General features: G+C 60.0%; 19 protein-coding genes. 4 read left to right on the top strand and 15 right to left on the bottom strand.

All coding sequences use genetic code 11. The annotated features are described in order from the left end of the window. Positions 1-22: 22 nt before the first annotated feature. Positions 23-1,066: a M20/M25/M40 family metallo-hydrolase gene (locus tag FIU93_RS02460; protein WP_062490583.1), complete on the top strand. Its 1,044-nt coding sequence runs from the start codon at positions 23-25 to the stop codon at positions 1,064-1,066. A gap of 144 nt (positions 1,067-1,210) precedes the next feature. On the opposite strand, the gene FIU93_RS02455 is transcribed toward FIU93_RS02460, so the two are convergent. The 7 genes from FIU93_RS02455 to FIU93_RS02425 all read right to left on the bottom strand — a co-directional run bounded on the left by FIU93_RS02455 (position 1,211) and on the right by FIU93_RS02425 (position 7,970). Next, positions 1,211-1,882, bottom strand: coding sequence for a hypothetical protein (locus FIU93_RS02455; protein ID WP_022999696.1), 672 nt, complete (start codon positions 1,880-1,882; stop codon positions 1,211-1,213). A 44-nt stretch (positions 1,883-1,926) separates the two neighbouring features. After that, complete coding sequence (locus FIU93_RS02450; protein ID WP_152504742.1) at positions 1,927-2,607, bottom strand: dienelactone hydrolase family protein; 681 nt, start codon at positions 2,605-2,607, stop codon at positions 1,927-1,929. A 16-nt stretch (positions 2,608-2,623) separates the two neighbouring features. Continuing rightward, positions 2,624-3,889, bottom strand: a complete 1,266-nt coding sequence (locus FIU93_RS02445; RefSeq protein WP_152504741.1) for a TCR/Tet family MFS transporter — start codon at positions 3,887-3,889, stop codon at positions 2,624-2,626. A gap of 48 nt (positions 3,890-3,937) precedes the next feature. Continuing rightward, the gene (locus FIU93_RS02440) at positions 3,938-5,539 is read right to left on the bottom strand and encodes a B12-binding domain-containing radical SAM protein (protein ID WP_055657417.1); all 1,602 of its coding nucleotides are present in this window, start codon (positions 5,537-5,539) and stop codon (positions 3,938-3,940) included. A 120-nt stretch (positions 5,540-5,659) separates the two neighbouring features. Beyond that, positions 5,660-6,973, bottom strand: coding sequence for a tetratricopeptide repeat protein (locus FIU93_RS02435; protein ID WP_152504740.1), 1,314 nt, complete (start codon positions 6,971-6,973; stop codon positions 5,660-5,662). Between the two features lie 68 nt (positions 6,974-7,041). After that, entirely contained in the window at positions 7,042-7,242 is a 201-nt protein-coding gene (locus FIU93_RS02430) for a cold shock domain-containing protein (protein WP_031268890.1), read from the bottom strand. A gap of 269 nt (positions 7,243-7,511) precedes the next feature. Beyond that, complete coding sequence (locus FIU93_RS02425; protein WP_022999702.1) at positions 7,512-7,970, bottom strand: YtoQ family protein; 459 nt, start codon at positions 7,968-7,970, stop codon at positions 7,512-7,514. 211 nt (positions 7,971-8,181) lie between these two features. Here FIU93_RS02425 and FIU93_RS02420 point away from each other — a divergent pair, with 211 nt between their 5' ends. After that, a complete protein-coding gene (locus FIU93_RS02420; protein WP_152504739.1) occupies positions 8,182-8,817 on the top strand; it encodes a peroxiredoxin in 636 nt (211 codons plus the stop codon). A gap of 91 nt (positions 8,818-8,908) precedes the next feature. Here the strand turns inward: FIU93_RS02420 and FIU93_RS02415 are convergent, their stop codons facing one another. The 5 genes from FIU93_RS02415 to FIU93_RS02395 form a co-directional block, all read right to left on the bottom strand. After that, positions 8,909-9,766: an SDR family oxidoreductase gene (locus tag FIU93_RS02415; protein WP_055657427.1), complete on the bottom strand. Its 858-nt coding sequence runs from the start codon at positions 9,764-9,766 to the stop codon at positions 8,909-8,911. 5 nt (positions 9,767-9,771) lie between these two features. Then, complete coding sequence (locus tag FIU93_RS02410) at positions 9,772-10,599, bottom strand: RNA methyltransferase (protein ID WP_022999705.1); 828 nt, start codon at positions 10,597-10,599, stop codon at positions 9,772-9,774. Continuing rightward, the gene (locus FIU93_RS02405; RefSeq protein ID WP_152504738.1) at positions 10,596-11,549 is read right to left on the bottom strand and encodes a class I SAM-dependent methyltransferase; all 954 of its coding nucleotides are present in this window, start codon (positions 11,547-11,549) and stop codon (positions 10,596-10,598) included. The genes FIU93_RS02410 and FIU93_RS02405 overlap by 4 nt, the downstream gene beginning before the upstream one ends. A 261-nt stretch (positions 11,550-11,810) precedes the next feature. After that, entirely contained in the window at positions 11,811-14,246 is a 2,436-nt protein-coding gene (locus FIU93_RS02400) for a HAMP domain-containing methyl-accepting chemotaxis protein (protein WP_208984398.1), read from the bottom strand. Positions 14,247-14,440: 194 nt separating this feature from the next. Beyond that, complete coding sequence (locus FIU93_RS02395; RefSeq protein WP_022999708.1) at positions 14,441-15,199, bottom strand: SDR family oxidoreductase; 759 nt, start codon at positions 15,197-15,199, stop codon at positions 14,441-14,443. Positions 15,200-15,324: 125 nt separating this feature from the next. Here FIU93_RS02395 and FIU93_RS02390 point away from each other — a divergent pair, with 125 nt between their 5' ends. Both FIU93_RS02390 and bfr read left to right on the top strand, forming a co-directional pair. Continuing rightward, a complete protein-coding gene (locus FIU93_RS02390) occupies positions 15,325-15,567 on the top strand; it encodes a (2Fe-2S)-binding protein (RefSeq protein ID WP_062490562.1) in 243 nt (80 codons plus the stop codon). A 115-nt stretch (positions 15,568-15,682) separates the two neighbouring features. Next, entirely contained in the window at positions 15,683-16,168 is a 486-nt protein-coding gene (gene bfr / locus FIU93_RS02385; protein ID WP_022999710.1) for a bacterioferritin, read from the top strand. Positions 16,169-16,335: 167 nt separating this feature from the next. On the opposite strand, the gene FIU93_RS02380 is transcribed toward bfr, so the two are convergent. The 3 genes from FIU93_RS02380 to FIU93_RS02370 are packed head-to-tail and all read right to left on the bottom strand — an operon-like array spanning position 16,336 to position 19,959. Continuing rightward, the gene (locus tag FIU93_RS02380; RefSeq protein WP_152504737.1) at positions 16,336-17,013 is read right to left on the bottom strand and encodes an ATP-binding cassette domain-containing protein; all 678 of its coding nucleotides are present in this window, start codon (positions 17,011-17,013) and stop codon (positions 16,336-16,338) included. Between the two features lie 8 nt (positions 17,014-17,021). After that, positions 17,022-18,725, bottom strand: coding sequence for an ABC transporter permease subunit (locus tag FIU93_RS02375; protein WP_152504736.1), 1,704 nt, complete (start codon positions 18,723-18,725; stop codon positions 17,022-17,024). 10 nt (positions 18,726-18,735) lie between these two features. Beyond that, positions 18,736-19,959: an ABC transporter substrate-binding protein gene (locus FIU93_RS02370; protein WP_152504735.1), complete on the bottom strand. Its 1,224-nt coding sequence runs from the start codon at positions 19,957-19,959 to the stop codon at positions 18,736-18,738. Positions 19,960-20,015 lie beyond the last annotated feature (56 nt).

The raw sequence follows: 20,015 nt of genomic DNA, 5'->3' as shown, positions 1-20,015 counted from the left end.
TCCAACCTTCACAGGAAGTTCCATGAATATCGATCTGCTTCGCCGACTTTGCGAAACGCCGGGTGTACCGGGTCACGAACACCGGGTCCGCGACCTGATTCAGGCGGAAATCAAGGGCTTGTTCGACGAGGTTACCGTCGACCCGATGGGTTCGCTGCTTTGCCGCCGCGACAGCCGCAAGGCTTCCAAGAAGGGAACCCCGAAGAAGGTCATGCTTCTGTGCCACATGGATGAGATCGGCTTTCTGGTCTCACATGTCACGGACAAGGGCTTCGTTCACGTGCAGCCCGTTGGTGGCTTCGATGCCCGCAACCTGTTCTCCCGCCGCGTGCTGGTGTCTACCGATGAAGGCGACTTCAAGGGGGTGATGAACCCGGGCGGCAAGCCGATCCACATCTCTTCTCCGGAAGAGCGCAAGAAGGTGCCGGAGCCCAAGGAATTCGTCATCGACATGGGCCTTGGCGAAAAGACCAAGGAGATCGTGAAGGTCGGCGACATGGTGACCATGGACGAGCCGCTGATCGAGGTCGGCGACAAGGTCGTCTCCAAGGCGCTCGACAACCGCATCGCCTGCTGGCTCGGCATCGAGGCGATCAGAGGTCTGGGCAAGGCCAAGCATGATTGCGAAATTCATGTCGCCTTCACCTGCCAGGAAGAAGTCGGCCTGCGCGGCGCGCGCACCGCGTCCTTCGCCATTGCGCCGGACATCGGGCTTGGCATCGATACCACGCTTGCCTGCGACACGCCGGGCGTTCCCGAGCAGGACCGCACCACGGTGCAGGGCGAAGGCTTCGGTCTGCACGTCAAGGATTCCAGCTTCATCGCGGACCGCGATCTGGTGAAGGAAATCGAAGCCATTGCGGTCAAGGAAAAGATCCCGTTCCAGCGCACCATGCTGGCGGCTGGTGGCCAGGACGGCGCGGCTGCCCAGCAGGCGGCTGCCGGTGCCAAGGCAATCGGCATCGTCGTCGGCACCCGCTACATCCACACGGTCACTGAAATGATCGACAAGGGTGACCTTCAGGCGGCTCTGGACATCATCGTCGCCTACCTGAAAAAGGCGTAAGGCATGGAAAAGGGGAGCTTCGGCTCCCCTTTTTTAAGTCAGGTGTCAGATCTGGCTTTTTCTACCTGCTTCATTGCCGGACTTGATCCGGCAGTCCGGTCCAGCCCACGTCCCAACCGGAGCGTACGCGGAAGGGCTTCCTGCTCAGGCTACCAGGCCGAGGAGGTTCGAAACCTGGTCGCCGGTGCCTGCATAAAGCTCGCTGACGGCAGCGCTCTGGTAGCTGAAGGAGCCGTTGTCGAAGTTGCCTTCGATGGAAGAGGCGTTTGCGGAGCGGACGGACAGCCCGGTTTCGCTGTCGTAGGACACCCGCTCGAAGGATACGAACTGCGCGGAAACGGTTTCACCACCGATTTCGGCTTCAATAGTGGTCGTTGAAATCGTCGCGCTTTCATAGGCGACATTCGCCGAAGCGCCGCTTTCCTCTTCACCAAGAGCCACCTTCAGTTTGCCGGCGGTCTTCTGATAGTCCTCGACGGTCGCCAGCGCGCCGTCCTTTTCCTTGTCGTCGTCCTTGCCTTTGCCTTTTTCGACCGCATCCTGAAGGGCGGCGATCACGACCGCGTCTTCCTCGGCCTGTTTGCTGGCTGCTTCCAGAGCATTGACGGCGGGGGACTTGTCGTGGCCATTCCGCTGGCCGATCTCGTGGCCGTAGGCGTTGCCCTTGGGATCGTTCTTCTGGCCTTCAGCGCCGCCATTCGAAAAGGAAGCCGTAAAAAGGCTCGCGCTTTGCGTGGTGGTTTCGATGGAAATCTGCATGGCTTCGGATCCCGGCTTGTCCGGCCCTTTCTGGTCCGGCACAGTTGCAGAAAGCATCCTGCAAAACCGTTAACAGGCTATTAACCAATGCAAGGCCGTCTTCAGACCGGCATTGCCGGGCCAAATGCCTTTTCCAGAAACCGCCCGCCCAGCACCATGCCGCGCTCGTCAATCGAATGGCCGAGGCCGGCCAAAAGGTGCAGGCTTGAGGAAACCCCGGCATCGTCAAGCGCCTTTTGTGCTGCCTGGGCATGATAGCTGGCAACGACATCGTCTTCCTCGCCATGAACAATCAGCACCGGGCTTTGCGTGTTGACCGGACCCAGCTGGCCGGCTCCCGGCAACAGTCCGGAAAAACCGATCAGGGCCGCTGGCGGAGACGGGCGGCGCAGGCCGCATTGAAAGGTCATCATGGCTCCCTGACTGAAGCCGACCAATGCCAACGCGCTGCCGTCCAGCGAATGGCGGGCCAGTTCGTCGTCCAGAAACCGGTCGAGCACCGGTTGGGCGGCCTGCGCGCCGAGGCGGTATTCATTGGGATCGCGCTCTTCGAGCGCAAACCATTGCCGTCCGCCGAGCGCTTCGATGGGAAGGTGTTCAGGAGCGTTCGGCGCAACGAAAGCCGCATCGGGAAGCTGTCCCTGCCAGGCGCGCCCGAGGTCGATCAGGTCAAGACCATCCGCGCCGTAGCCATGCAGGATCACAACCAGCTGACGAGCGGGTTTGCCGGAGGCCGGTGCAAGACGTGGACCGTCGAGAAGGGGAGGAAAGGTGCCTGTCACTTTTGGGGGAACCTGATTATTCGGCTGGTGTCTTCCGGTCTGCCGCATCGGAAGGTGACGGCAGTCTTTCCTGAAGACGCATGAAGGGAAGGGCGATCAGCATGGCGGCGAGGATCAGCACGCCTGCCAGGGCAAACGGCGCGCCGGGAAAGGAAATCGCCGCCTCAGGACCTGAAAACGTGGCAAAGACCTGGGTCATCACCAGCGGGCTCACCACCATGGAAAGGCCGGCGGCACTGGCAATCAGACCCTGCAATTCGCCTTGCGCATTGTCAGGGACACGGACCGACATCAGACCGGTGAAGGCAGGCGTCGCCATCGCACCAAGCGCCGCGAACGAGATCAGCAGATAGGCCATCCAGCCGGTATCGGCGACGGCGAGGCCGGCAAAGGCCACGAGATTGGCGGCCAGCCCGATGAAGAGGGTCCGGCCGGGCCCGAGCTTCGGTTCCAGGACACGGATCAGGTATCCCTGAACGAAGGCAAACCCGACACCGACGGCCGCAAGTGACAGACCGATGTCTCCAGGGCTCCAGGCGAAGACCTCCTCCGCATAGTAGCTCCAGACGGACGGGTAGACGTAATGGGCGATGTCGAACAGGAAGATGGCCAGAAGCAGCGTGCGCACCGCCGGATAGGCGGCGATCTGCTTGAAGGCCCCGAATGGATTGGCCCGTTTCCAGTCAAAATCTCTTCTGTTTTCGTCCTTCAGCGTTTCCGGCAGCATGAAATAGCCGAAGAGGAAATTGACGAAGGAAAGGCCTGCGGCGGCATAAAAGGGCGCACGCGGTCCGTATTCGCCGAGATAACCGCCGATCATCGGCCCGAGTACGAAGCCGACACCAAATCCGGCCCCGACAAGGCCGAAGTTCTTCGCCCTTTCCTCCTTGGACGACACGTCGGCAATGAAGGCTGATGCGGCCGAGAAGGTTGCTCCGGCAACACCCGACAGGGTTCTGCCGATGAACAGCACGGCCAGATGCCAGGAGAAGGCCATGATCAGGTAGTCGACGGCCATGGCGAACATGGACACCAGCAGCACCGGACGGCGGCCAAAGCGGTCGGACAGATTGCCGAGCGTCGGACCGAAGGCGAACTGCATCAAGGCGTAGACGACGCTCAGTGCACCGCCCCAGCGGGCGGCTTCGCTCACAGGCAGCGAGGTGAGTTCGGTCAGGAGCGAGGGCATGACCGGCATCATCAGGCCGATGCCCATGGAATTGAGAACCAGCGTGACCAGGATGAACCCCAGCGCGCTGCGTTTGGAGATACCGGACCGCAACTCTTTTCCCGCCAATCCCGTCAGCTGAAGGAAGGAGACCTTACCCGATTACTCGGCGGCCACCAGCGCCGGCTGTTCCCAGTTGCCCTTTTCGATATCGGCAATCTGCTTGTCGATCTGGGCAACCACGAACCGGGAGAACGGCCCCAGGTGCACATAGAGCGCAAGCATCATCATGACCGGCTTGATCGCCCTGAAATTGGTGAAGGCGGTCTTGATCAGGGTTTTCCAGAAGGGCCCGCGATAGGTGGTTTCCTTGAAGGTCATCGCCAGGATAAGACGGCCGAACAGCTTGATGTCGTGGAAGAACCCGGCGCCGAAGATTGAGCCGTTTGCGCCGCTCATGTCGAGCATGGAAGCCACCTTCTGAACGCGGCCGAAGTAGGCTTCCGGACCATAGACCCGGTCGATGACCTGCTTGAAGTCTTCCAGAATCTGCGCCCGCGGGCGCACTGTGGTGAAGTTGAGCCCGGCGGTGCACTGATCGCCATGTTCCGTATCCGGATCATCGGTGGCGAAATCCGCATGCAGACGGCCTTCCTTGGCGAGCCGGCGCGTCAGCTGAGTGTTCGGCAGGGCATAGAGCAGCCCGGTCATCGCGACAGGGATCGCGGCTTCCTCGATCAGTGCCGAGATCTCGTCCGCCACCTTGTCGCTTTCCTCGTCGAAGCCGACAATGAAGCCGGCCAGCACGAAGATGCCGGCATCGTAGATCTTGTGCACGCTCTTGGCGATGTCGCGGCGTGTGTTCTGTTTCTTGCGTGTCGCGACCAGAACGTCCGGGTCCGGGCTTTCGATGCCGATGAAGACCGAGAAATATCCGGCCTGCTGCATCATCTTCAACAAGGCTTCGTCGTCCGCCAGGTTGAGGGAAGCCTCGGTCGACATTTCGAACGGGTAGCTGCGTTCCTTCTGCCATTTCGCCAGTTCGGGAAGGAAGCCCTTCACGGCCTTCTTGTTGCCGATGAGGTTGTCATCGACGAAGTCGACGTGACCCCGGTAGCCAAGTTCGTACAGCCGGTCGAGTTCGGCCAGCATCTGGTCGTTGGTCTTGGTGCGCGGCACGCGGCCATACAGCTCGATGATGTCGCAGAATTCGCAAGTAAACGGGCAGCCGCGCGAATATTGCACGCCGATCTGGACATAATCGTCGAATCTCAGAAGGTCAAAGCGCGGTACGGGACTGGAGGAAACGTCTGCCTTGAATTTCTCGGCCGAAAAACGGCCGTTGCGGACCCCTTCCTTCCAGGCGTCGACAAAGGTGGTGAGAATGCCTTCGGCTTCCCCAAGGACCAGGAAGTCGGCCGCTTCATAAACTTCCGGAGAAGAGGTTGCGTCCGGACCGCCGACCACGACGGGAACATTCTTTTCCTGCGAACGGCGGATGACGGCGAGGCAATCGGCCTGCTGGGGCAGCATGCCGCCGGTCATCACCATGTCGGCCCAGGCGAGATCGTCGTTCGTCAGGGCGCCGGTGTTGCGGTCGATCAGGCGGACATTCCAGTTCTCCGGCAGCATTGCCGCAACTGTGATCAGGCCGAGAGGAGGAGCGGGATATTTGGCGCCGACCATTTCGCAGGTCGCACCATAGTTCCAGAATGACCCGGCATTGAAGCGCGGATACACCAGCAGAACATTGCATTCCGACATTAACGGTCCCTCCAAACGGACACTCGTTCCCAACGGCGACACCGTAACAACTTTACGCCCCGGCACAACCGCTTTGAATGTCCTTGCACGAATTCACTTGCCGTCCGCGCGGACAGACTGTCACGTCTGGCTGGCGCCTGGCTTGCGGATGTGAAAAACGAGCCCTTGCACATCCTTGCCGAGTTCCTTGCGCAGAATATCCCGTTTCTCCCGCGCATAGAGAAGGCCCGCGGCCTCCGCGCAGCGCCTCAGATATTCTGGCCGGTGGGCGTAGCGCCCCGTAGCATCCACGCGGTAGTCCGGCCCGTCCGACGTATCGAGATGCTCGACGCTCGCGACGAGCATACCGCCCGGGGCAAGGGCTTCTGCAAGCGCCCGCATGAAAGGCTCCAGATCGCCGAGATAACACAGCGTGTCGACACAGACTGCCAGATCGAATTGGGCCGGCAGGTCGGAGGAAAGAAATCCAACGAGCTCTCCCTCGACCAGGAAGTCGTAGACCTTCAGCGCAGCGGCCTTGCGCAGCATGCCCGGTGACAGGTCGATGCCGGTGAGCCGGGCACAGTGGTCGCGGATCAGTGGTCCGCAAAGGCCGGTGCCGCAGCCAAGGTCGACCACATGGGCAAACGGCAAGTCGCGCTCCCTGGCCAGCTCCGCGACTTCCTCGGCAACAAGCTTCGGCGCCTGGTAGCCGAGCCCGTTCAGGACGTCGTCAAAGCTTTCCGAAAAGCTGTCGAAATGATCCCGGACATAGTCCGCAGGGGCAAGCGACAGGTCTTCTCCGCGGATCGCAGCAAACTGATAGCGGATGACCGGGTCGTCCGGGAAGGTTGCGACAAGCATCTCCATATGCCGTGTGGCGACTTCGGCCCGTCCAAGCGCGCACAGTACGCGCGGATGCCAGCCCTTGTCGCTCCAGACGTCTGGCGGGAACTGCAGACACCGTTCGAAAGCGTCTGCCGCTTCCTCTCTTTTGCCGGCAAGCATCAGCGATATGCCGAAGTTGTGCCAGCCGCTGTGATTGTTCGGGTCGAGGCGCACGACTTCTCGCAGCATGGGCAGAAGCTCGTCGTTGTTGCTGGCTTCCTGCAGCATCATCGAGATGTTCTTCCAGGCTTCCTCGTGGCGAACTTCAATTTCTACTGCGCGCAAATAGGCCTTCAAGGCTTCGTCCTTGTCGCCCGAAAGCTTCAGGATGTTGCCGAGGTTGTTCCAGGCGGAGAAATTGCGCGGGTTCCTTTCCAGGGAGGCATGGATAAGCGCAACCGCATTGTCCGCCTTGCCGGCATCGAAATGGAGCAGCCCCAGGAAATGCAGGCCGTCCGCATGGTCGGGATCTTCCGATAGCACATCCTTGTAGGCGCTGAGGGCGGCTTCCAGATTGCCGCTGCGGTGGGCGGAGATGCCCTGTTGTAATCTCTCGTCAATTTGCATCTGAAAAAAATCCAATAAAAAAGGGCGGTCGAACCGCCCTTGTACCCGGTAATGACCTGTAAGTGACCTTACAGGACTTTCAGGTCTTCAGCCACCATTTGACCGCGGCGCCACTCCAGGTCGAATGCCACAAGCTGGCCTTCCTTCAGAGTGTCAATACCGGACCGGCGCAGGGCCGAGATGTCGACAAGGATGTCCTCGCCGTCCTGCGGTTCGATCGTGCCGATACCTCGGCGCTGATCAAACCATTTCACGTTTCCATGTAGCATGGAGTCTTCTTTCCAATTCTTGGCATCTTGGCATACGACGGCTTCCATAGCTGCCTTTTTCAACGCCTTGATGACAGTGTTGATGATAATACTAAAGTACTTTTCAGACCCTGCTCGGAACTGGACATCGACGTGCGCAGTCTTTTCGCGACTGCCTCACTTCAAGAAGCCGTTCCATTTGGCGGAGGTCTGGTTGCCCGGTAAAAACACCCGGGCTTTTCCATAGTGTCTTTTAGTATGGTAATGAAATTGTTAATTTCAAGACCTGCTCACCGATCGAGCTTCCCAAGTATAACATATTTGAGGATATCGACGACTTGTTCGGAGGTCTCGGCGACCGCAAGAGCAGCTGCGTCAACTTCCTTGAGCGGGTGGGTCAGCGACGGGTCGTGAACGACAATCAGTGACTTTCCGAGCGCAGCGGCATAGCCGGCATCGAAGGCTGCGTTCCATTGCTTGTATTTATCGCCGAAGCGGACCACGACGATGTCGGCTTTTTCCAGCAGCGTCCGCGTGCGGATCGCGTTCACCTTTGCGCCCTTGTGGTCGTACCAGAACTTGTTGTCCTCACCACCCAGGATGGTCGCGCCGCAATCGTCACTGGCATCGTGATCCGTTACGGGAGAGGAAAATTCCACCGGAAGCTTGAGTGCGGATGTGCCTTCCATGATCCTGTCACGCCAGTCGGTATGGATTTCGCCGGATAAGTAGACGCGCCAGGTGGTCATAAGGTTCTCCCATGCAAGCTTTTGAATTATGTGGCGAAAATCCCCGCCTTGTTGTGACCCGAAACTGGGGGCTGAACCAGGCAACGTCAACCCCTGCGTTCATTTGCCCCTCGGTGGAATGGGCCGGGAGACTCGACAAGTCTGCGCAAAAACTGAAGGGTAAACCGCCGCAAAACTGAGATTGCGGTCCGTAATTTTAAGGAGCTCATTCATGTCTGCACTTTTGCTCGGAGACGAGGCACCGGATTTCGAAGCCGACAGCACGGATGGTCCGATCCGTTTTCATGAGGCGATCGAAGGGTCCTGGGCGGTTCTGTTTTCCCACCCCAAGGATTTCACGCCGGTCTGCACCACGGAACTGGGAATGACCGCCAAGCTCAAGGACAAGTTCGCAGCCCGTGGCGTCAAGGTTTTCGGCATTTCGGTCGATCCCATCGAGGATCACCATGCCTGGGTTGGTGACATCGCCGATACGCAAGGCGTTGCCCTGAACTTCCCGCTGATTGCCGATCCGGATCGTAAAGTGGCCACCGCATACGGCATGATCCATCCCAATGCCAACGATACGCTGACCGTGCGGTCGCTGTTCGTTATCGGCCCGGACAAGAAGATCAAGCTCAAGATCGAATACCCGGCCTCCACGGGCAGAAACTTCGATGAAGTCATCCGCGTGATCGACAGTCTGCAGCTCACCTCCGCCCACAAGGTCGCCACCCCGGCCAACTGGGTGTCCGGTGAGGATGTCATCATCGTCCCGGCGGTGAGTGATGAAGAGGCGAAGGAGAAATTCCCTGAAGGCTGGAAGACCCTGAAGCCTTATCTGCGCGTCGTGCCGCAGCCCAAATAACGGCTGAAATGAATGGATGAAACGGCTGGCGGCGCATGAAAAAAGGCGCCGCCGTGTCAGGGGCTGGTCAGGGCAGGGACCTGCGACGGGATCACACCGTCTCCAACAAGGCCTTCAGGGCAACACGGTAGTCCGGATAGCGGAATGTAAACCCAAGCTCGTCCTTGACGCGCTGGTTGGAAACCCGCTTGTTTTCGCCGTAGAAGGACCTGGCCATCGGTGTGAGATCCGCGGTTTCGAACGGGATCTCGGGCGGGGCTTCGACGCCGAGCAGCTCTGCGGCAAAGGCCACCACATCCTGCGGCGGGGCCGGTTCATCGTCCGTGACGTTGAAAACCCGCGTCGACGGCTTTGCCATGGCAGCCTTCAATGCGCCCGCAATATCGGCAACGTGAATGCGGTTGAAGACCTGACCCGGCTTCACCAGCCGCCGCGCCGTGCCCTTCCTGAAATTCTCGAATGCATTCCGGCCCGGGCCATAAATGCCCGAAAGGCGGAAAATCTGCACCGGCAGGTCATTCTGTTCGGCAAATGCCAACCAGGCCTCTTCTGCTGCGACACGCTGGACGGAGCGTTTGGAAACGGGGTTGAGCGGAGTTTCCTCATCGACCCAGGCACCGTCGTGATTGCCGTAGACACCGACTGTGGAGAGGTATCCTATCCAGCGCGGTTTCGCACCGACAATCTCATTGGCGTACTGGTTCAGCACCGGGTCGCCGGCCTCATTCGGAGCAATCGAGACCAGTATATGCGTCGCTTGCTTCAGTGCTTCGGCAACGCCGTCGCCTTGAGAATTGCCGTCGAAGAGAAACGGTTCGACACCCAGTGTCCGGAGCGCCTCCATTTTGTCCGAAGAACGCGTTGTGCCGCCGATCCAGTCGAACTGGTCACGCACTTCTTCCACGAACGCCTTGGAGGAAAACCCGGTGCCAAAGATAAACAGACGCATAGGTTCTAAAGCTCCAGATGCTTGCGGCGGATTTCATAAAGCGCAACGCCCGTGGCAACGGCCAGGTTCAGGCTGTCGGCCTGTCCGACTTGCGGAATGCGGATCAAGGTACGGCAGGCGGCTGCCATGTCGTCTTCCAGGCCCTTCTGCTCGTTGCCCATGACCAGCAGAACCGGCTCGGCATAGTCGGGCGTGCGATAGTCGACCGATCCCTTCAGGTGGGTGGCCGCGACGGTGCCGGGCCACTTTTCGGCCAGTGACTTGAATTCGTCCTTGCCGAGTTTGGCCAGCGGCACATGAAACAGCGAGCCCATGGTGGCGCGCACCGCTTCAACCGCGAAGGGATCCGTGCAATCACCGACCAGCATGACACCCGCACCACCGACCGCATCGACCGTGCGGATGATCGTGCCAAGGTTGCCCGGATCGCGCACCCGGTCGAGAGCGACCCAGAGCGTGGTACCGGCGGGATCAATGTCGCGGGCTCCCAGAAGCTTCTGCTCGTAAACACCGACAACCATCTGCGGATTGTCCTTGCGCGTCATCGCGGACATGACGGCGGTCGATGCTTCCAGGATCAGGGCGCCGCGCGCCTTCGCGGCAGCAGCAGCCTTCTGCGCGACAGGATTGTCCCGCGCTTCAGGCCCGAGCGCGAGATAACGCACGCCCCAGCCGGCTTCCAGCGCATCGGTGGCCAGCTTCAGGCCTTCGGCCACGAACAGGCCCGACTGGCTGCGGTGCTTGCGCTGCGCGACGAGCCCCTTGATTTCCTTGACGATTGGGTTGGAATGGCTGGTGATCTGTTTCACCGCCCCCTGGCGTTTTTCGATCATCTGCTGCTCCAGCGCGAAAAGAGCGACGTGGACAGCGCGCGCTTGCCGTCCTCCTCGCGGATGACCAGTTCGCCGGATTCCAGCAGGCCGCCTTCGGTGTCCAGGGTTTCGGCCATGAGTTCGTGAATGGACACGAAACTGGAGCGGATCGCATAGGCGGTCAGGATCATGAACAATGCGTCCTTGTCCAGAAGCTGCTTCAGATCCGCGAGCATGCCGGGCAGGCTGGTGTAGATGTCCCAGACCTCCCCCTTCGGGCCGCGGCCGTATTTCGGTGGGTCGAGAATGATGCCGTCATAGGTGTTGCCGCGCCGCACTTCGCGGGCAACAAATTTCGAAGCGTCCTCGCAGATCCATCGGATCGGCAGATCTTCGAGACCTGACATCTCCTGGTTCTCGCGGGCAAAACCGATCGCCTTCTTGGAGGCGTCCACATGGGTCACCTGCGCCCCTTCCGTCGCCGGCAGCAACGAGGCAAGGCCGGTGTAGCCGAAAAGGTTCAGGATCTTCAGCGGCTTTTCCGGTGCGCGCTCGCGTTCAGCGCGGATCTTGCCGTTGACCCAGTCCCAATGGGCGGCCTGTTCGGGGAAGACGCCGACGTGGCGGAACGACATGAAGCGACCGTTGTAGCGAACAGGACCGTATGACATCGGCCAGGTTTCCGGCACGCTTCCGGAAAACTTCCAGCGGCCCGGGCCTTCTTCTTCCGTGTCGCCGGAAAAGACGGCATCGGCACGGTTCCAGACACTTTCCTTCTGCCGCCGGGCCCCCATGGCCTGCGGTTCCGGACGCACGATGGTGAAACGGCCATAACGCTCCAGCTTCTCGCCCTGGCCCATGTCCAGAAGCCGATAGTCCTTCCAGCCCTTGGTTTCCAGGATCACCGGCCAGCTCTGGTGTGCAGGCTCGCCGGACGGGGCATAGGTGGAGGCACTGGTCTGATCCGCCACGGGTCTCACTCGTTTTCTGTCAGGTTTGAAGTTGTTCCGCCATAGAACATCCTGCCTTCATTTGAAAGTAGATTAGACGTTCCTGTGTGGTCGAAAAGGTTTCCTGGCCGGCTTTTGAACCCGTCCGGTCCAAAGGTTTCGTGACCGGCCACAACAGCACCGCAAAGGCAATTTCCCGCTGCCGTCGGCGATCCTGTCGAGCGCAAAAGAAAAGGGCGGGGAGCCGAAGCTCACCCGCCCTCTTCGGTCAGATGTGTGCGATCAGGCTGCGGCAACCTCGGAGAGGAACTGCTCGACTTCTCGCTTCAGTTCGTGGGTCTTCTGGGTCAGTTCTCCGGAAGCCGACAGCACCATGTCCGCAGACGAGGAGGTCTGGTCAACGGCCTGCGAAAGCTGCGACATGGAAGAGGACACGGCACCGGTTCCTTCCGCCGCGCGCTGCACGTTCTGCGAAATTTCCGCGGTGGCGGCGCCCTGCTGTTCGACAGCCGATGCGATGGCCGTGGTGTAGGTGTTCACCTCGGTCATGGTCTCCGCGATCTCGCCAATGGCAACGACGGATTCCTTGGTCGCGTTCTGGATCTCGGTGATCTGGCTGGAGATCTCCTCCGTTGCCTTGGAGGTCTGGGTGGCCAGCTCCTTCACCTCGGCAGCAACAACCGCGAAACCTCTTCCGGCTTCACCGGCGCGTGCCGCTTCGATGGTGGCGTTGAGGGCCAGAAGGTTGGTCTGTTCGGCAATCGCCTGGATGAGGGTCACCACTTCGCCGATCTTTGTGGCGGCTTCCGCCAGCCCTTCGACCTTCTGGTTGGTGATCCGTGTTCCGGTGGTGGCCCGGTCGACGATTTCTGTCGTCTGGGCAACCTGGCGGGAGATCTCGCCGATCGAAGCCGCCAGTTCTTCGGCGGCGCTTGCCACGGTCTGAACGTTGTTGGTGGTCTCGTTGGACGATGCCTGGGTTTCGCTGGCGTAACCGGCGCTGTCCCGGGCGATTTCCGTCAGGGCCTGTGCGGTGTTGTCGAGGCCGCCCGCGGTGGTTTCCACGGAGCCGAGCGCTTCTTCCGCCTTGGTGCGGAATGAATGGATCAGACTGTCGATACGGGCCTGGCGTTCCTGGCGGGAGGCTTCCTCGCGGGCATTCTGCTCCTGCAGCTGAGCGCGTTCGACAGCGTTGTCGCGGAACACCTGCACCGTGCGGCTCATGTCGCCGATCTCGTCGCCACGATCGATGCCCGGGATCACAACTTCATTGTTGCCGTTTGCCAGGCGGTCCATGACGCCGGTGATCGTGCGGATCGGACGCGTGATGGCCAGGTTGAGAATGAAGGCAAGACCGATGCCGCCCAGGATGGCGAGCAGGATCGTGACGGCAATCTGAACCTTTGCAGCCGTGGCGGCGGAATTGGCGGCCTGCGACTGGGCAGCGGAGATGGACGTGATGTCGGCGCTGACCTTTCGGGTCAGGTCGTCAAGTTCCACTCGTTTGGCGGCCAGATCAGCCTTGGTGACAAGCATCTCGCGGAAAGACTTGTCGAGCGTTGCAACGGATTCAGGGATGGCGTTGATTGCGTCTGCGGCGGAGGGAAGGATCATGGCGTATTTGACCATGTCCTTTTCCAGGCCCTGCAGATTGGCGATCTGTTCTTCCACGGCCGACTGGTCGCTGACACCAAAGGCGCCGAAGAGGTAGAGTGTTTCCGCGCGGGCGGCCAGTGCCATCTCATTCAGGCTGGTAGCTTTCTCGGCAATGGAGCGTACCGTTGCAAGGCGGGTGGAGGCGGTCAGCGCGTCGGTCTTTGCCTTGGAAACGACCGGGTGGACTTGCCCGAGAATTTCTTCTGTAAAGCCGTTCATCCCGTCGATTGCATTGCCGACGGCCTGGCGTGCTTCATAGGCTTCGGAAAAGCCGAGATCCTTGGTGAGGTTCTCCAGAGCCGCGTTGAGCTTGTTCGCCTGCGAGGCCAGCTTGCTCACGGTCTTGCGGTCGATACCGTCGATCTGCTTGTACTTCATCTGCTTCGTGGAAGAGACGAGGTTGCGTGCGGTGTCGATGGCTGAGGTAAGATCTTCACCGTCAATGTTGCCGCTGCCTTTCAGGTAAAGCATGTGAACCTTGACGACTTCGTCTTTCAGTTCGAACACGGTTCTCTGAAGCTGGTTGGCATCGTCAAGCTGGCTGTTCGCCGCGAAAGCTTCGGCGCTGATGCGTTTTTCTTCCGTCAGAACGGCGTCACTGATGTTGGTCGCCAGTGCTTCCAGATCATTGGTGCTTTTCTGAAGTGTCGCGATACGCTCGGCCTGCTGCACCGTCTGCTCGGCGACCTGATCGAAAGTGGTCGAGAAACTGGAGACCGCGTCCTTGGCCCCGGCGACCTGAGCTTCAGAGGCGGTGTCGCCCGCAATCTCGTTGGTCAGGAGGTCCAGTTCGCCTTGCAGCGTCGCCACACCTTCAAGCACGGAATTGCGAAGGTCTGCCGAAGGATTGTTGAGATAGTCTTCACGAAGCAGGGACGTTGCCTGGACCTGTCCGGCAACCTTGGCCGCCTGATCGGCAACGACGAACCGCGCGGACAGACCATGGATGGCCAGAAATCCCACGCCACCTACGACTGCCGTCAGCAGCAAGACAGCCAGAAAACCGCCGCCGACCTTGAAGCCAAATTTCAAGTCGGTCAGAACTTTCAATATTCGTTTCATTTTATCCCCGCACAGCCGGAACAACTGCATTGTCGTTCTGTCAGTATTGCGGAGCGCAATGAACATTAGGTAAATCACGCATTTTTAGCTTCAGGTAATATTTAGCTGAAGAATAAATGCGTCATTTTTAAAGTCAGGTTCAGGTGCCGCAAATATATCGGCAAGCTAGAAGAGGGTCGGGTTGTATAAAGGATTTATACATGCTGACCGCCGTTGATGTGAATTTCTGCTCCACTGACGTAGGAAGACTTCTCGGAGCACAAGTAATAGATCGTGTCGGCAACTTCATTCGGCAGGCCAAGGCGGCGGAGCGGAATGTCTTCGATCATCTTTTCGGTGCCAGGTGACAGGATGGATGTATCGATTTCGCCCGGTGCGATTGCATTGACGCGAATGCCGTGCGGACCGAAGTCGGCCGCCATCTCCCGCGTAAGCGATGCGAGGGCCGCCTTCGAGGTGGAATAGGCGGTGCCGGCGAAGGGATGCACCTTCATGCCGGCGATCGACGTCACGTTGACGACCGACCCCTTGGCATTCTTCAGTTCTTTGAAAAGGCCCCGGCCAAGAAGGATGGGGGCAAAGAAGTTGACCTGAAAAACGGTTCGCCATTCGTGCATGGCCGTTGTCAGCGAATCCAGTCGTTCTCCGTCGGGGCCCTTGGGGCTGATCCCCGCATTGTTGACCAGCGCATGAAGGCGCGAACCGTTGGGCTCCAGACGCTTGCGGATTTCCTGGGTAGCAAACCCGAGGTTTTCCGGATCGGAAAGATCCACCTGGATATGGTCCTCAGGCCCCATCGGCCATGGACACTTGTCCGAAAACGCCTGCCGGGAGCAGGTGATCACCCGCCAGCCTTCCGCGGAAAACCGCTTGACGGTGGCATGTCCGATGCCGCGGCTCGCGCCTGTCAGCACGAGTGTCGGACGCTCGTCGGGGATACCCTGGCCGGTCATGTTATTTCCCTGCTGGCGTGCAAAAGTCGTGGAAAAAGTTGACTCTTGCAGTCGAGTTTCGTTATTGCGCTGGAATTCGTCAATGCCAATATGTTCGCATATGAGGACGCGCGCCGGATCCTACAATGATCATTTGCTCCTGTAACGTACTGTCTGACAAGCAACTTCGCGAAGCCGCGGAAGAAATGCGTGCAGACCCGAATGGCAAGGTGCCAACGCCCGGAGCGGTGTTCCGTCATCTGGGGTGCAGGCCGCGTTGCGGAAGCTGTTTTCCGTCGGTCATTGACATCATTCACGAAAAAAGTTCTGAAGAGCAACCAAAGTCGGAAGAGTCGCCTGCAGAATTGAAGCAGGCTTCAAACCGCTAGGACTTACCGGCCCCTGCCAGAGAAATGGCTTGGTCCGGAACATGGATTTCGATCAACTTCCGGGCACATGTCCAAGTGACAGAGCACCCCGGGGGGATCTCGCAGGGAGAGGGTCATGAAGGGCGAAGCGCGCGTAATCGAGTATCTCAACAAGGCCCTGCGGCACGAGTTGACGGCAGTGAACCAATATTGGGTCCATGCCCGGCTGCTGGCCGACTGGGGCTTCGGCAAGCTGGCCGACAAGGAACTGGCGGAAGCTGAAGAAGAGCGTCAGCACGCACAGGATCTGATGGACCGGATCATCTTCCTGGAAGGTCTGCCCAATCTTCAGACCCTGGACCCGCTGCGGATCGGCCAGTCGGTCAAGGAATGCCTGGAAGGCGACCTTGCAGCGGAATACGTCGCGCGGGCCCTTTACCACGAAGCCCGCGAAGTCTGCCGCGAACTCGGCGACTATGTTTCCATGGCGCTGTTTGAACAGCTTCTGAGCGACGAGGAAAGCCACATCGATTTCCTCGAAACGCAGCTTGAACTGATCGAACGGATCGGCATCGACAACTACTCCCTGCTGCAGGCCAAGTCTGCGGACACCGCCGAATAAGCACCAGGGTTCACAAACCTGATTTCCGTCTGCCGTCGTCGGAGCGATCCTGGCAACGGCAGACATCTTCTGTCTGCCATCAGAAGACTATTTAGGCGGCTCAGTTCTTCCGCGCGTTTTGGCCGTGCGTCCTGTTCGCCGACGAACGCACCTATGTGACCTCCTTCTCAGGCGCAGCCGTTGCCTGATCCGCTTTCATCAAGAAAATGTACCTTGCCACCGGCTGCGTCAGCGTCTTCCTCGTCGTGCGTGACAAGCAGGACGGGCAAGCCCTTTTGTCTGGCTGCGTCGAAGACCAATGCCCGGATGTCAGCTCGCCGGGCCTTGTCGAGACTTGAGAAAGGTTCGTCCAGTAGCAGCGCATGCGGCTCGGCAAGAAGCGTTCGCATCAAGGCGACGCGGGTCTGCTGACCACCGGACAGCGTCGCAGGGTCCCGGCTGCCGAAGCCGGAAAGCCCGACATCGGCGAGGGCCTGTTGAGCCATGTCCCGCCGGAGGGATCTTTTGCGGATTGCAGCGGGAATGGCGAACATCAGGTTCTGCAGCACGGACATATGCGGGAACAACAGCGGCGTCTGGAACATCAGGCCGATATGGCGCTCCTGTGCGGGCAGAGGTGTGAGATCCTTGCCATCAAGCATCACCGTGCCGCTCGCCTTGAAATCCGGCCGGAGGAAACCGGCAATGAAGTCGAGCAGGCTGGATTTGCCGCTGCCGCTTTCGCCCATCACGGTGAGTACTGTTCCCGGTTCTATCCGGCAGTCGATCCCAAGCAGGGGCACTCCGTCCAGGTGGAGGGTGACGTCCTGAAGAACCAGGCCCAATGGCTCGTTTGGGATTTGCATTGCTTGCCTCACCTTTCCAGCCGCATGGCGGCCCGGTTGCGATGAAGCAACGCCGGTAACAGTGCGGCCAGCGTAAATCCGGCCAGTGGTATGCCAAGTTGCAACAGGGCCAACAGCGCAGTTGCCTGCCGGCTGCCTCCGCTGGCCAAGGCGACACTCTCGGTCGTGACCGTGGCGATCCGTCCGGCACCGATCATCAAGGTCGGCAGATACTGGCCGACGGAAACCGCGGCTGCCACGGCAAGCGTTACCAGAACTGGCCGCAGCAGCAATGGCAAACGGATCTGCCAGAAGATGCGGGCACGCGACGCGCCGATGGAGGCTGCGGCCTTGACAAAGCGCGGATCGAGCCGGGCCCAGGGATCGCTCAAGGCCAGGAAGGCGTAGGGCAGGACGAAAACCAGATGGGCCAGCAAAACAGCGGAGAATGTGCCGCTGACATCCGCTGACAGGAAAAGCAGCTGCAGACCGAACAGAAAGCTGATCTGCGGCAGCAGCAGCGGCAGGAAGACGAGTGTCTTGAGACGGCGCGAAGAGGTTGACTTGCGGTGATCGCGCGCTTCCAGAACCCAAAGTGTCAGTGCTGTTGCAACAAACGCGGAGGCACAGGCCAGAGCGACAGTCGTACCGAGAAGCCCGAGGCTCATGCCGAGGGTGTCGGTCATTTGCATGACATTCCAGGCCTGCGGCAAAACAGAGGGAAACCACCACGAGCGGGCGGCAGACCAGATCCCGAGCAGAAGCAGCGAGAGGATCATGGCCACGATGATGATTACCATCACCAGAAGTCCGCCATATCTTGCCGCACGCTCGCGCAAGTGACGATGCCCGGTGACGAGACGGCGCCTGGAGGCCGAGGCGACCAGCCGTTCGCCTGCCAGATAGGTGGCAAGAGCAGTCGTGCTGACGGCAAGTTGCAGCAACGCCCCGGCAGATGCCATCAGACGTTTGGTCAGATCCGGGTCGTTCATCCAGCTGACGAGACGCGGGGCGAGGGGAGCCGGTGTCGTCGGCCCAAGGATAGCGGCGACATCAACGACGGATGTGGCATAGGCGACCACTGCCAGCACCGGTAGGCGGATGAGCGGGTAGATCTGCGGCAGAACGATCTTGAAGAAGGTTGCGACACGGCCATAGCCAAGGCTGGCACCTGCCTTGAAATACTCCTGAACGTGAGGGCGGTTTAGCGCGGCGAGCGTCATCAGGAACAGAAAAGGCACTTCCTTGGCGACAAGACCAACCGTCATGGCGATGCCGAACGGATCGTTGAGGATCAGAACGTCGGGTGGCCTGGTCCAGCCAGTCGCCCAGGGCGAAACGAGGCGAACCAGAAAGCCCGATGGCGCAATCAGAAAAGCAAGACCGATGGCCGCCGCCGCGTGTGGTACCGAAAGCAGTGGCGACAGAAACCGGGTCAGGCGCCGGAACGCCGCCGTTCCGGACCAGCCTGCCACGAACAGGAGCACGATCGCCAGCGACGCGACCGAGGCCGTCAGGCCGGTGGCAATACTGAGCCAAACGGAAGTCAGCAGACCGGGTTGTTGGAACAGGTGCCGGACAGGTTCAAGGGAGAAGCTGTTGTGGCCCAGCGCGGGCAGATAACCGAAGGCAGGCAGGATCGTACCCGCCAGGCCGGCAAGAACCGGCCCGGCCAGAAGAACCGACACAAGGATGATCGGTATGGCCGGGACGGCTTTCGGCTGGTTTGCCACGTACTCCGGCTCACTCGGCGCCGTAGCGGGTGGTCCAGGCCTCTTCAAGCGCACTGACCCAGCTCGGATGCGGTTCCGGCAGGACCGGGCCGAGCTGTTCGGGCGTCAAGGTCGCAGGCCCAAGGTCGAGCGTATCGAAGAGAACCTTTTCGGTTTCAGGCAGTCCGGCAACGTTCAGAACCGTCGGGTCGCCCCAGATACCGGGATCCTGCTTGCGAGCCTGTGCAGCGGGTGACAACAGGAAGTTGGCGAAGACCTTGGCGCCTGCCTGGCTGGAACTGTTGAACGGAATTGCAACGAAGTGGGTGTTGCCGATGGTGCCGCCATCCAGAACGAAGGTGCGCACGCTGGGCGGCAGTTCGCCGTTGGCAATTGCGCTCGAGGCATCGGACGGATTGAAGGAAAATGCAATATCCAGTTCTCCGTCGGCAAGCAGCTGGCGCATATGCGCTGCATCCTTCGGGAAAGCGCGGCCCTGGCGCCAGAGCGAGCCGTTCAATGCGTCCAGATAGGCAAACAACGGTGCGGTCATTTCTTCGAAGCGGGCTTCATCCACCGGTTTCGTCAGAGCGGCCTTGTCCGGAACCGTGCTGACGAGAACCTGTTTCAGAAAGGTCGTGCCATAGAAATTGGGCGGTTGCGGATAGGCAAATCGGCCCGGGTTCGCCTTGGCGTAGCTCAGCAGCGCATCGAGCGTCGCGGGTGGGGTGTCCAGGCGGGCACTGTCATACATGAACACGAGCTTGGCCATCCCCCACGGGCTTTCCTGGCCATCCGTAGGCACGGTGAAATCCTGGGCGACCGTCGGCTTGTTTTCCACGTCGACATATTCCCAGTTCGGCAACGTCTGCGCCCATCCAGGTGCTGCCAGCAGGCCCTGTTCCTTCATGGCCGCGAAATTTTCGCCGTTGATCCAGACCAGATCGACCGCGCCGCCAGAGACCTTGCCAACCGATTTTTCGGCAAGCACCTGTGAGACCACAGATGCGGTGTCACTGACCTTCACCTGAAGGACGCGAACGTCAAATTCATTTGCCACTTCCCGGGCAGCCCAAGCGATATAGGCGTTGATGCGCGGCTCGCCGCCCCAGGCGTGGAAATAAACGGTCTCGCCTCTGGCCTCATCCAGCACTGCCTGCCACGCCGGATCATTGGCCGCTTCCTGTGCAGAAGCAGCCACCGGTGCCATCAGTGATCCGAGAAGACCAAGCGTTGCGGCAAGCATGCGTTTCATCAGAATTTCCCCTGTTGCGGATCGTGTCCGTTCCTCGTTCCCTCGCGCAAGGCGCA

Origin of the sequence: Labrenzia sp. THAF35 (genome assembly GCF_009363595.1) — a bacterium.
Lineage (GTDB): Bacteria > Pseudomonadota > Alphaproteobacteria > Rhizobiales > Stappiaceae > Roseibium > Roseibium algicola.
This window is presented reverse-complemented; position numbering and strand designations above follow the sequence as displayed.

Excerpts from the sequence above, each read along its gene's own strand:
- FIU93_RS02460 (WP_062490583.1), top strand. The coding sequence starts at position 23 with ATGAATATCGATCTGCTTCGCCGACTTTGCGAAACGCCGGGTGTACCG.
- FIU93_RS02455 (WP_022999696.1), bottom strand. The coding sequence starts at position 1,882 with ATGCTTTCTGCAACTGTGCCGGACCAGAAAGGGCCGGACAAGCCGGGA.
- FIU93_RS02440 (WP_055657417.1), bottom strand. The coding sequence starts at position 5,539 with ATGTCGGAATGCAATGTTCTGCTGGTGTATCCGCGCTTCAATGCCGGG.
- FIU93_RS02435 (WP_152504740.1), bottom strand. The coding sequence starts at position 6,973 with ATGCAAATTGACGAGAGATTACAACAGGGCATCTCCGCCCACCGCAGC.
- FIU93_RS02430 (WP_031268890.1), bottom strand. The coding sequence starts at position 7,242 with ATGCTACATGGAAACGTGAAATGGTTTGATCAGCGCCGAGGTATCGGC.
- FIU93_RS02425 (WP_022999702.1), bottom strand. The coding sequence starts at position 7,970 with ATGACCACCTGGCGCGTCTACTTATCCGGCGAAATCCATACCGACTGG.
- FIU93_RS02420 (WP_152504739.1), top strand. The coding sequence starts at position 8,182 with ATGTCTGCACTTTTGCTCGGAGACGAGGCACCGGATTTCGAAGCCGAC.
- FIU93_RS02415 (WP_055657427.1), bottom strand. The coding sequence starts at position 9,766 with ATGCGTCTGTTTATCTTTGGCACCGGGTTTTCCTCCAAGGCGTTCGTG.
- FIU93_RS02410 (WP_022999705.1), bottom strand. The coding sequence starts at position 10,599 with ATGATCGAAAAACGCCAGGGGGCGGTGAAACAGATCACCAGCCATTCC.
- FIU93_RS02400 (WP_208984398.1), bottom strand. The coding sequence starts at position 14,246 with ATGAAACGAATATTGAAAGTTCTGACCGACTTGAAATTTGGCTTCAAG.
- FIU93_RS02395 (WP_022999708.1), bottom strand. The coding sequence starts at position 15,199 with ATGACCGGCCAGGGTATCCCCGACGAGCGTCCGACACTCGTGCTGACA.
- FIU93_RS02390 (WP_062490562.1), top strand. The coding sequence starts at position 15,325 with ATGATCATTTGCTCCTGTAACGTACTGTCTGACAAGCAACTTCGCGAA.
- bfr (WP_022999710.1), top strand. The coding sequence starts at position 15,683 with ATGAAGGGCGAAGCGCGCGTAATCGAGTATCTCAACAAGGCCCTGCGG.
- FIU93_RS02380 (WP_152504737.1), bottom strand. The coding sequence starts at position 17,013 with ATGCAAATCCCAAACGAGCCATTGGGCCTGGTTCTTCAGGACGTCACC.
- FIU93_RS02370 (WP_152504735.1), bottom strand. The coding sequence starts at position 19,959 with ATGAAACGCATGCTTGCCGCAACGCTTGGTCTTCTCGGATCACTGATG.